At 71.1% G+C, this 10,519-nt stretch carries 10 protein-coding genes; 5 read left to right on the top strand and 5 right to left on the bottom strand.

The annotated features are described in order from the left end of the window. Positions 1 to 13: 13 nt before the first annotated feature. Genes CG723_RS12175 through CG723_RS12165 form a run of 3 tightly spaced genes read right to left on the bottom strand, consistent with a single transcriptional unit; the run spans position 14 to position 3,961 of the window. A complete protein-coding gene (locus CG723_RS12175; RefSeq protein WP_100593288.1) occupies positions 14 to 1,669 on the bottom strand; it encodes an amidohydrolase in 1,656 nt (551 codons plus the stop codon). A 16-nt stretch (positions 1,670 to 1,685) separates the two neighbouring features. Further along, positions 1,686 to 3,371: an urease subunit alpha gene (locus CG723_RS12170; protein ID WP_100593287.1), complete on the bottom strand. Its 1,686-nt coding sequence runs from the start codon at positions 3,369 to 3,371 to the stop codon at positions 1,686 to 1,688. Beyond that, entirely contained in the window at positions 3,368 to 3,961 is a 594-nt protein-coding gene (locus tag CG723_RS12165) for an urease subunit gamma (protein WP_100593286.1), read from the bottom strand. The genes CG723_RS12170 and CG723_RS12165 overlap by 4 nt, the downstream gene beginning before the upstream one ends. Before the next feature lie 123 nt (positions 3,962 to 4,084). On the opposite strand from CG723_RS12165, the gene CG723_RS12160 reads away from it, so the two are divergent. The 5 genes from CG723_RS12160 to CG723_RS12135 all read left to right on the top strand — a co-directional run bounded on the left by CG723_RS12160 (position 4,085) and on the right by CG723_RS12135 (position 8,690). Then, entirely contained in the window at positions 4,085 to 5,284 is a 1,200-nt protein-coding gene (locus CG723_RS12160; RefSeq protein WP_100593285.1) for a PucR family transcriptional regulator, read from the top strand. Beyond that, positions 5,281 to 5,784, top strand: a complete 504-nt coding sequence (locus tag CG723_RS12155; RefSeq protein ID WP_100593284.1) for an Lrp/AsnC family transcriptional regulator — start codon at positions 5,281 to 5,283, stop codon at positions 5,782 to 5,784. The genes CG723_RS12160 and CG723_RS12155 overlap by 4 nt, the downstream gene beginning before the upstream one ends. A 126-nt stretch (positions 5,785 to 5,910) precedes the next feature. Continuing rightward, positions 5,911 to 6,738, top strand: a complete 828-nt coding sequence (gene ddaH / locus CG723_RS12150; RefSeq protein WP_100593283.1) for a dimethylargininase — start codon at positions 5,911 to 5,913, stop codon at positions 6,736 to 6,738. Beyond that, on the top strand, positions 6,735 to 7,958 hold the full coding sequence (gene rocD, locus CG723_RS12145) for an ornithine--oxo-acid transaminase (RefSeq protein ID WP_100593282.1): 1,224 nt from the start codon (positions 6,735 to 6,737) through the stop codon (positions 7,956 to 7,958). Before ddaH ends, rocD begins: the two co-directional genes overlap by 4 nt. Before the next feature lie 327 nt (positions 7,959 to 8,285). Next, entirely contained in the window at positions 8,286 to 8,690 is a 405-nt protein-coding gene (locus CG723_RS12135; RefSeq protein WP_100593281.1) for a VOC family protein, read from the top strand. Positions 8,691 to 8,819: 129 nt separating this feature from the next. On the opposite strand, the gene CG723_RS12130 is transcribed toward CG723_RS12135, so the two are convergent. Further along, on the bottom strand, positions 8,820 to 9,878 hold the full coding sequence (locus CG723_RS12130; protein ID WP_100593280.1) for an LLM class flavin-dependent oxidoreductase: 1,059 nt from the start codon (positions 9,876 to 9,878) through the stop codon (positions 8,820 to 8,822). Then, positions 9,878 to 10,414 (bottom strand): SRPBCC family protein, encoded by a 537-nt coding sequence (locus tag CG723_RS12125; protein ID WP_100593279.1) that lies wholly within the window; start codon positions 10,412 to 10,414, stop codon positions 9,878 to 9,880. Before CG723_RS12125 ends, CG723_RS12130 begins: the two co-directional genes overlap by 1 nt. Between the last annotated feature and the right edge of the window lie 105 nt (positions 10,415 to 10,519).

Raw genomic sequence — 10,519 nt, 5'->3', positions numbered from 1 at the left:
CTGGCGGAGGCGGTCAGGCGAAGGCGGTCAGGCCGAGCGGGTCGTGGGCGACGGTGCCGCCGACAGAGGTGGCCAGGATCCGGATCGCGCCGATACGGTCCGGCGAGATGCGGGTGGGGTCGGCGTCCAGGACGGTGAAGTCGGCCAGGTGACCGGGGCGCAGGACGCCCTTGCGGTCGCCGTAGCCCGTGGCGTGCGCGGAGCCGACGGTCCAGGCACGCAGCGCGGCGAGTGCCGTGACGCTCTCGTCCGCGCCAAAGGGCGCGCCGGTCTCGGTGAGGCGCTCCACCATCGACTGCATCGCGGGCAGCGGGGCGCCGGGAGCGACCGGCCGGTCTGAGCTGCCGGGCACGACAATGCCCAGGTCGAGCAGGGAACGCAGCCGGTACGACCACGGGGTGCGCTGCGGCCCGAGCGCTGCCGCCATGGCGTCTCCGAAGGCGTACAGGAAGTTGTGCTGCGGCACGGGCACGGCGCGCAGCTCGGCGAAGCGGGCGAGCTGGTCGGGGCGTACGACTCCGGCGTGCTCGATCCGGTGGCGCACCTCGGGGCGTGGGTGGACCCGTTGGGCGCGGGCGAAGGTGTCGAGTGCGAGGTCGACGGCCCGGTCGCCGATGGCGTGGGCAGCGACGGTCCAGCCGGCCCGGTGCGCGGCCACCACGGTGTCGGCCATCGCCTCGGGGTCGCCCTGGAAGTATCCGGTGGCGGACGTGTCGTGGGGGCAGCCGCAGAACGGTTCGGTGACGGCGGCGGTGCGGCCGAGGAGCGAGCCGTCGAGGAAGATCTTTACGGGTCCCAGCGAGAGCCGGTCGTCGCCGAAGCCCGTGCGCATGCCGAGGTCGAGGCCGAGGGTGATGGCGTCGTCGGCGTGAGCGGTGAGCGGGTGCAGCACGTCGGAGGCGGCCATCACCTGGGCCCGGGTGTGCAACCGGCCACTGTCACAGCTGAGTTGATAGGCGGCGAGCTCCACCGGGCTGTGCCCGATCCAGCCGCCGCCGATGCCCGCTTCGGTGAAGCTGGTGATGCCCTCGGCGAGGTAGTGCCGGGTGGCGGCGCCGATGGCGTCGGCGAGGGTGGCCATGGGATACGGCAGCACCTGGCGTTGCACGAGCTGCTGCGCGGTCTCTTCGAGAAGTCCGTTGGGCCGCCCGTCCGCGTCTCGGGCGACGACGCCGCCGGTGGGGTCGGCGAACCCGTCGGCCAGCGCTCCGGCCTTCTCCAGGACAGGCGAGTTGACGATGCAGGCGTGTCCGGAGGTGTGCTTGAGCCACACCGGGCGGCCGCCCGCGGCGCGGTCGAGTGCGTCGCGGTGCGGCTGGACGCCGCCGAGCTTGTGGTGGTCGAGCCCGGCGCCGATCACCCACGCGTCCCGCGGCCGGCCTTCCGCGTGGTCGGCGACGGCGGCGTACACCTCGTCCACCGACCGGGCCTTGGACAGGTCGAGCTGGGCGAGGGTGAGGCCGAACCACGCGGTGTGGCAGTGGGCGTCGTTGAAGCCGGGGACGAGGGTGGCGCCGCCCGCGTCGAGGACACGCCGCGCGGGCAGGGCTTCGACGTCCTCGTCGAGTCCCGCGATCCTGCCGTGCAGGACGCCCAGGGTGCGGGCGGAGGGCCGGTCGTCGTCGAGGGTGAGGATGCGCGCGTTGCGCACCAGCAGATCGAGAAGCATGGGGTGGGTCCGTCCCTCAGGCGAAGTGGTGCAGTTGGGCGAGGGGCAGTTCGGTGACGGCGTCGGTTCCGGTGGGGACGTCGTCGACCAGGACGGGAGCGGGCTCGCGCGGCACGTGGACGCGTGGCGTGGCGGTGTTGTGCAGCATGTCGGCCCGGGTCAGGCCCCGTGCGCCGACGATCGGCGCGTACTGCAGACCCTGCGGGAGCGCGGCGCGGGCGGCCCGGTCCTCCAGGGCGGCCTGCGCGACGAAGATCCGGGACAGGCGTGCGGGGGCGTCGCCGAGTGCCCCGAAGTAGGGGCGGTAGGTGCGGGGCTGGGTCAGGCGGGTGGAGCCGGAGCCCGATCCGGTGTTGCCCCAGGCCACGAAGCCGCCCTTGACGACGAGTTCGGGCTTGGTACCGAACCAGGCGGGGTGCCACAGGACGAGGTCGGCCATGCGGCCCGGCTGGAGGGAGCCGACCTCGTGGGCCAGGCCGTGCGCGATCGCCGGGTTCAGGGTGATCTTCGCCAGATAGCGCAACGCTCGTGCGTTGGCGGCGTGTTCCACTCCCCCGGCGCCGTTCGCGAGGGCCTGGACATGGGCGAGCTGCCAGGTCCTGCGCACGGTCTCGGCCATCCGGCCCATGCCCATGGAGTCGGAGTTGACGATGCTGATCGCACCCAGGTCGTGCAGGGCGTTCTCGGCGGCGATGGCATGGCCGCGGATGCGGCCCTTGGAGATCTCGATGTCGCTGGGCGAGTGGTGGTTCTGCCGGTGGACCGTCATCGTCATCGGGAAGAGCTCGCCGACGGTGTTGGCGGTGTACGGAACCGTCGGGGTGGTCGACGAGGGAAGCACGTTGGGCTCGGAGAGGATCTCCAGGAGGTCGGGGTGACCGCCGCCGCCCTCGACATGGTAGGCGTGCACGGTGCGGCCGCGGGTGGCGCCGATGGTGTCGCGCAGATAGCCGGACTCGTTCATGGAGTCGGTGTGCATGGCGACGGGCAGGTCCGCCTGTTCCGCGGTGCCCAGGCACGTCTCGATGATGCGCGGGGTGGCCCCGAAGTCCTCATGGATCTTGAAGCCGCCGGCGCCCGCGAGTACGGACTCGTCGAGCAGGGCGCGCGAGGTGGAGGAACCCCGGGCGAGGAACGCGATGTTGAGCGGGGTGCCGCGCCAGGACGCCATCAGGGTGTGCAGGTTGTGCGCCGGGTTGCAGCCGATCTCCCAGACGCCGCCGAGGCCCATGCCGACGAGCGTGGTGACTCCCGCGGACAGCGCGGCGGGTGCCACCTCGGGCGAGGAGAGGTGGACGTGGCTGTCCACGATGCCCGGGGTGGCGATCAGGCCCTCGCCCGGGATGACCGAGGTGTGGGAGTCGATGGCGAAGTCGACGTCCATGACATCCGGGTTGCCGACACCGCCGACGGCGACGATCCGGCCGTCCTTGATGCCGATGTCGGTCTTGCGGACGCCCAGCACCGGGTCCATCAGGACCACCCCCGCGACCACCATGTCGAGCGCGGAGTCCCGCTCGGAGCGCGGCGATGCGAGCAGTCCGTCGCGCACCGTCTTGCCGCAGCCGCCGAGCAGTTCGTCGCCCGGTGTGCCGTCGTCCTGTTCCACCTCGACCCACAAGCACGTGTCGCCGAGCCGGATCCGGTCGCCGGTCGTGGGCCCGTAGAGAGCGTTGTACGTGCGGCGGTCGACCTGTGTCATGACGCCTCCTCATGGCGTGCCGTCACCACGTCGACTTCGCGTACGGCGCCGGGTTCGAAGGACAGGGCGGTGCCCGCCGGGATGTCGAGCCGCATGCCCGCGGCGGCCTCGCGGTCGAGCTCCAGGGCCGCGTTCGCTTCGGCGAGCGGGTAGTGCGAGGACAGGTAGACGGTGCGGTCGCCGTTGTTTCGGATGGTCAGCCGCGAGCGGAGCCTGCCGGTGTTGATCAGGACCGGGTCTGGTGCGGTGCGGACGGCTCCCGGCCCGGATTCGCCGCTTCCGCCCGTGGTGGGGATCGGGTGGTCGATCGCCACCAAGGACGTACCACTCGGGAACAGGGCCTCGACCTGGATCGTGGTGACCATCTGCGGCACCCCGTCCATGACGTCGTCCTCGGTGAGGACCTTGCGGCCCGCCGCGATCACTTCGTCGAGGCTCAGGCCGTCCCAGGCGGCTTCGAGAACCTCGTCGCAGATCAGGGCGATCGCCTCCGGCGCGTTCAGCCGGCGCCCGCGCGTCCTGCGGCGGCGCGCCAGTTCAGCGACGGTGAACAGCTGGATCCGCTCCAGCTCGCGAGGGGTCAAATGCACAGCTACCCGGCCCTCCATGCAGTGGAATTCCGGCCACGGCCTGCCGGACACTCCAAGAATTCACGGGGTCTGGCGCGAAGCCAACGTTGATATGGCGCCGATGGGGCGGCCAGGATTGTGCACATGAACAGTGAGCCCATCCTCTTCCCGCCCCCGGATCCCCGGGTCACCGAGCTGGCCCGGGGCTGCCTCGAGGACATCGACAGCCTCGTCGGCCTCTGGGTGGAGTGCGTACGCCCTGTCCGTGCCTCCTACGCGGACCGTGTCTCGGAGGAGGACTTCCGCGCCACGGCCTGGCAGGCGTTCGAGTACCTGCTGCGCAAGGTCGCCTGTCTGCCCCTGCCCGAGCGCATCGCCACGGTCTCCGAAGAGATCGGGGAGAGGCGCGCCCGGCAGGGCGTCCCCCTGGACTCCCTGCTCGCGGCGGCCCGCCTCGACTTCCGCGTGGTCTGGGCGGCTCTGGTCGACAAGGCTGGCGAGAAGGACAAGGCCGAGCTGGTGACGTCCGCGTACCACGTGTGGGAAGCCGTGGAGAAGCATGTCACCGGGATCATGACCGCGTATCAGCGCACCATCCTGGACATGGGACGCCGCGCGGCCGACGAGCGGCGCATGTGGTTCGCCCGGCTCCTGGACAGCGAGGGCCGCAATCCGACGGTGGTACGGGACGCGGCGCTCGCTCTCGGCTTCCAGCCCGACGACCGCTTCCTGTGCGCGGTGGCGCCGCCGCAGCACGGGGCGGGGCTGCGCAGGGCCGCGACGGCGCTGCGCACCGCGGAGACACCCGTCCAGTTGCAGGAGGTCGCGTCGGATCTGGTCCTCGCCGTGCAGCTGGGACGGCGCACCACGGCGGAGACCGTGCTCGCGCTGCTTCAGGAGACGCCGTGCGGGGTCGCTTCCGCCCCGGCGGGCCTTGCCGCGGTGCCGCGTGCCGTGGTGCTCGCGACGGCCACGGCGCGCGTGCTGCCGGTGGACGCCGCGGGTCCACGGCGGCTCGAGGACAGCTGGCTCGATGTCCTGGTGCAGCGCGCGGAAGGCTTCGGGCGGGATCTCGCCGACGACGTCCTCAGCGGGCTCGACGCGGAAGCGGTGCCCGTCGGCGAGACGAAACGCCTCCTCGATACCGTACGGTCGCACCTGGCCGGGACCGGGTCCGTCGCGGACACCGCGGCCGCCCTGTACTGCCATCGCAACACGATCCAGCAGCGGATCAACCGGTTCGCCGAGCTGACCGGCCGCGATGTGCGGCGCCCCGAGGACGCCGCCCTGGTGGCCCTCGCCCTGCGCGCCCGTGACCAGCACGAGAAGGACCACCGGCCATGAACAGCAAGCACGTCGCGTTCGACGACCTCGACCGCAAGATCGTCGCCGCCCTGATCGCCAACGCCAGGACGAGTTTCGCGGAGATCGGCGCGGCCATCGGTCTGTCCGCCACCGCGGTGAAGCGGCGCGCCGACCGGCTGCGGGAGAACGACGTCATCACCGGCTACACCGCCACGGTCCGGCCGACTGCGCTCGGCTGGAGCACCGAGGCGTTCGTCGAGGTGTACTGCGACGGCGCGGCGCCGCCTCGTCGGCTCGCCGAAGTCGTGCGCAACCACCCGGAGATCACCTCCGCGATGACCGTGACGGGCGGCGCCGACGCATTGCTGCACGTCAGGGCCACGGACGTCGGCCATTTCGAAGAGGTGCTCGAACGCATCAGGGCCGAGCCGTTCATCCGCAAGACGATCAGCTACATGGTTCTTTCCCATCTGCTGCCGGACAGCGCGGAGGCCGGCGCCCGCGAGCCCGCCCCGGACGACGCAGCAAACCAGCGCTGACCTCCATATCTGCGCAGCATTACTGCGGGCACACGCATCCAAATGCTCTTGTCGAGCGCGACTTCCGCTTCCTACCGTGGAGACACCCTCTGATCGTTGTCCCGCCGGAAGCGGAGGTACCCGTCTGTGCCCAGGCGCTATCTGGTGTGCGAGCCTCGATACTTCGACGTTCAGTACGCCATCAACCCGTGGATGCGTGACGACGTGCGGGTCGACACCGCGCTCGCCATCGCGCAATGGCAGAACCTCATCGAGACCTACCGCGCGCACGGACACACCGTGGAAACCGTGCCGCCCGTCCCGGGCCTGCCCGACATGGTGTTCGCCGCGAACTCGGCGCTCGTCGTGGCCGGCCGTGTTCTCGGCTCCCACTTCCATGCGGAGCAACGCCGCCCCGAGTCCGCGGAGTACGAGACGTGGTTCAAGGCGGCGGGCTACGACGTCCACCGCCCGGAGTCGGTCTGCGAGGGCGAGGGCGACCTCGTACCGGCGGGCCGCTACGTTCTCGCGGGCAGCGGATTCCGTACGACGCGTGCCGCGCACGACGAGGCGCAGGAGTTCTTCGGCGTACCGGTCATCGGACTCCGCCTGGTCGATCCGTACTTTTACCACCTGGACACCGCGCTGTTCGCCCTCGATCACCCAGACGATCCGGTTGATCCAGATGATCCGGACGGCGGCACCATCGCGTACTACCCGGAGGCGTTCTCGGCCGGGAGCCGCGAGGTGCTCGCGCGGCTCTTCCCGAGCGCCGTGCTCGCCACCCGCGAGGACGCGATGGCCTTCGGCCTCAACTCCGTCTCCGACGGCCGTCATGTCTTCGTCGCCCCGCAGGCCACCGGGCTCATCGCACAGCTCACCCACCGCGGATACGTCCCCGTCCCCGTCGACCTCTCCGAGTTCCACAAGGCCGGCGGAGGCATCAAGTGCTGCACCCAGGAGATCCGTTCATGACCGTCGCCCCCGTCCAGGCCGCGCGTTCCTCTGCCGAGCTCATCAGCGCCGAGACACCGGTGCTCGCGCACAACTACCACCCCCTTCCCGTCGTCGTCGCCCGCGCCGAGGGCACCTGGGTCGAGGACGTCGAGGGCCGCCGCTACCTCGACCTCCTCGCGGGTTACTCGGCCCTCAACTTCGGCCACCGCCACCCCGCCCTCATCGAGGCCGCCCACCGTCAGCTCGACCAGCTCACACTGACGTCGCGCGCCTTCCACAACGACCGTCTGGCCGGCTTCGCCGAGGGCCTCGCGGAGCTGACCGGGCTCGACATGGTGCTGCCGATGAACACGGGCGCCGAGGCCGTGGAGAGCGCCGTCAAGGTCGCCCGTAAGTGGGCGTACGAGGTCAAGGGCGTCCCCGCGGACCGGGCGACGATCGTCGTGGCGGACGGCAACTTCCACGGCCGGACGACCACGATCGTCAGCTTCTCCACGGACGAGTCGGCCCGCGCCGGGTTCGGGCCGTTCACGCCGGGCTTCCGCGTGGTCCCCTACAACGACCTGTCCGCGCTGGAGGCGGCGGTCGACGAGACGACAGCGGCCGTCCTGCTCGAACCCATCCAGGGCGAGGCCGGGGTGGTCATCCCGGACGACGGCTATCTCACCGGGGTACGCGATCTGACGCGGCGGGCCGGCTGCCTGTTCATCGCCGACGAGATCCAGTCGGGGCTCGGCCGCACGGGCCGCACGCTCGCCGTCGACCACGAGGCCGTACGCCCCGACATGCTGCTCCTCGGCAAGGCGCTCGGCGGCGGCATCGTGCCGGTGTCGGCGGTCGTCGCGGGGCGGGACGTCCTGGGGGTGCTGCGGCCGGGCGAGCACGGTTCCACGTTCGGCGGGAATCCGCTGTCCGCGGCGGTCGGCTCCGCCGTCGTCGACCTGCTCGCCACCGGCGAATTCCAGCGCCGGGCGGCGGATCTGGGCGAGGTGCTGCGCGCCGGGCTCGAAGCCCTGACCGGTAAGGGAGTCAATGCCTTCCGAGCCCGCGGTCTATGGGCGGGCGTCGACATCGACCCGGCCATCGGCACGGGCCGCCGGATCAGCGAACTCCTCCTGGACGAGGGCGTGTTGGTCAAGGACACCCACGGTTCGACGATCCGCCTGGCCCCGCCCCTGACCATCACCCGCGAAGAGCTGGAGTCGGCGCTCGCCGCGCTGGGGAGGGTGCTGGGCTAACCCCTGGACCCGGGCGCGATCGGCAGACCGGCCCGGCCACCGTCAGCAGTGGCCGGGCCGTGACCTCGGGCTCAGCGTGGAAAGGACCGCTCTCACCGATCGAAATCGGTGCGTCGTCATGGCCGACAAGCGGATGAGCCCGCGCGCCGTCACCGAACCCGCCGCAGGGCACGCTTCGTTGGCCTCACAGCCGGGCCCGGTCGCCGACCTGATCGAAAAGGCGGCGAACGAACTCTCCGGCCGGCGGTCGGGTCGGCGCCCCGCAGCGGACCGACAGCGGCTCGGGCGGTCGTCGACAAGCCGCCCGACGCTTGATTGGCTTGCGCCATGCGCATCGACCGACTCGACCACCTCGTCCTCACCGTGCACGACCTCGACGCCACGGTCGCCTTCTACACGAAGGTCCTGGGCATGGAGGCGGTCACCTTCCGGGGCGGCCGCCGCGCCCTGACCTTCGGCCACAGCAAGATCAACCTCCATGAGGCGGGGCACGAGTTCGAGCCGAAGGCGGCCCGCCCCACGCCGGGCAGCGCGGACCTGTGCCTGATCGTCGACGAGCCCGTCAAGCGGATCACCGCCGAACTGGCGAGCCACGGCGTCCCGTTGGAGGAGGGGCCGGTGGAACGCACGGGCGCCACCGGCCTCATCGTCAGCGTGTACGTGCGGGATCCGGACGACAACCTGATCGAGCTCAGCAATTATGCGGACACGGCGGACCCGCACACATCCTGACCAGGGTCTTTCGTTTGGATCGGACTGGATCTGGGAGCGGGGCCATGGGGCCCCTGCTCGAGCACGGCCGAGAGCTCGGGGAAGTGCGTGCCAGACCCCGCGAGCCCAGGGTGATCCGAACGAGAGGCCCTAGCGCTCCTCGCGCCCCACGTCCCGTACGAGATCCAGCGCCCTGCCCAAGGTAGTCAGACGGGCATCCAGGGTGTCGCCGGCCGGGTAGAGGCGGACCGTGTCGACGCCCGCGGCGCTCCAGACCCGCAGGCGTTCGCGGACCATGGGCTCGGTGCCGATGAGGGTGGTGGCCAAGACCATGTCGTCGGTGATCAGTTCCGCCGCGCCGTCCCGGTCGCCGGCCTGCCACCGCGCGCGGACCTCGGCCGCCGTGTCGGCCCAACCCTGCCTGCTGTAGGCGTTGTTGTAGTAGTTGGTGGTCGCGGATCCCATGCCGCCCAGGCTGAAGGCCAGTTCCTTCTTGCGGCCCGCGACCATCGCGCGCAGCGCGTCCTCGTCGTCCGCGAACGCCACCTCGGCGCCCTGGCAGATGTCCAGGTCCGACCGCTTGCGGCCGGCCGCGGCGAGCCCGGCGTCCAGATGGTCGAAGTAGGCCTCCTGCGCACCTTCCGGCACGAAACTCGTGCCGAGCCAGCCGTCCGCGACCTCACCCGTGAGCCGCAGCATCTTGGGCGAGAGTGTGGCCAGATAGACGGGCAGGTCGTGCTCGGCGCGCATCGACAGGCGCATCGGCTTCGCCTCGCCGCCCGGCAGCGGGAGGGTGAACTCCCGTCCCTCGTAGGAGAGTTTCTCTCCGGCCACGGCCTGCCGGACGATCTCGACGGTCTCGCGCATACGGGACAGGGGCCGCGCGAAGGGGACACCGTGCAGCCCCTCGATCACCTGAGGTCCCGACGGTCCGAGTCCGAGCAGGAAGCGGCCCTCGGAGATGTTGGACAGGGTGATCGCCGCGCGGGCGATCGCGGCCGGGGTGCGGGTCGCCAGCTGGATGATCCCGGAGCCGAGCAGCATCCTCTCCGTGCGCGCCGCCAGATATCCGAGCGGCGAGGGCGCCTCCGAGCCCCACGCCTCGGCCACCCAGCAGATGTCCATCCCGAGCCGCTCGGCCTCGGTCACGAAGTCGACCGTCTCGCGCCAGCTGCCGCCCGAGGCCTCGATCGTCGTAGACGTACGCATCACTCGCCCCGCCCTTCCGGAGCCGGGCCGCCCTCGGCCAGGTCCTTGATCGCGTCGAGCGTGGCGGTGATGTTCCGCTCGAACTCCCGCAGCCGCACGAACACGATCTTCTGCTCCTTCTCCGGCATCGCGTCGATCGCGTACGAGAGCCCGGAGCGGCCGGGGCCGAGCTGCATCCACTGGGCCAGCTCGGTGCCGCCGTCGTCGAGCGGTGTCAGGGTGAACTTCCAGAGGGCACTGGGCTGTTCGGGGTCCTCGACCCCCCAGGCGAACTCGCGTGGCGCCTCACACGCGACGACATACGAGGTGGTCTCCCACTCCCCCAGCGACTCGTGCTTGCTCCGCCCGAGGAACCGGGCGCCGAGCGTGGGGCCCACCGCCCCGTCCAGCCAGGCGACCGACTGGAGTTCGGCGCTGAGCGTCGGCATCAAGTCGATGTCGGAGACGAACTCCCACACCCGCTCCGGCGACGCCTGAACCCTTCTGCGGACCTCGACCGTCGGTCTGTCGGCGTAGCGCGCGCCCGTCCACTCCATTGCCGGTTGCCTCTCCGTCTGCGGGAAGTTCACTGGGCGGATCCGTGAAAAGCGACCCTGAGCATGAGAGTTGCGTAGATAGACTCACCCGTCAAGGGGCAACCC

Source organism: Streptomyces sp. CB01635 (genome assembly GCF_002803065.1).
Taxonomy (GTDB): Bacteria; Actinomycetota; Actinomycetes; order Streptomycetales; family Streptomycetaceae; genus Streptomyces.
This window is presented reverse-complemented; position numbering and strand designations above follow the sequence as displayed.

Excerpts from the sequence above, each read along its gene's own strand:
- CG723_RS12155 (WP_100593284.1), top strand. The coding sequence starts at position 5,281 with ATGAACAGCAAGCACGTCGCGTTCGACGACCTCGACCGCAAGATCGTC.
- CG723_RS12135 (WP_100593281.1), top strand. The coding sequence starts at position 8,286 with ATGCGCATCGACCGACTCGACCACCTCGTCCTCACCGTGCACGACCTC.
- CG723_RS12130 (WP_100593280.1), bottom strand. The coding sequence starts at position 9,878 with ATGCGTACGTCTACGACGATCGAGGCCTCGGGCGGCAGCTGGCGCGAG.
- CG723_RS12170 (WP_100593287.1), bottom strand. The coding sequence starts at position 3,371 with ATGACACAGGTCGACCGCCGCACGTACAACGCTCTCTACGGGCCCACG.
- rocD (WP_100593282.1), top strand. The coding sequence starts at position 6,735 with ATGACCGTCGCCCCCGTCCAGGCCGCGCGTTCCTCTGCCGAGCTCATC.
- CG723_RS12175 (WP_100593288.1), bottom strand. The coding sequence starts at position 1,669 with ATGCTTCTCGATCTGCTGGTGCGCAACGCGCGCATCCTCACCCTCGAC.
- CG723_RS12160 (WP_100593285.1), top strand. The coding sequence starts at position 4,085 with ATGAACAGTGAGCCCATCCTCTTCCCGCCCCCGGATCCCCGGGTCACC.
- CG723_RS12125 (WP_100593279.1), bottom strand. The coding sequence starts at position 10,414 with ATGGAGTGGACGGGCGCGCGCTACGCCGACAGACCGACGGTCGAGGTC.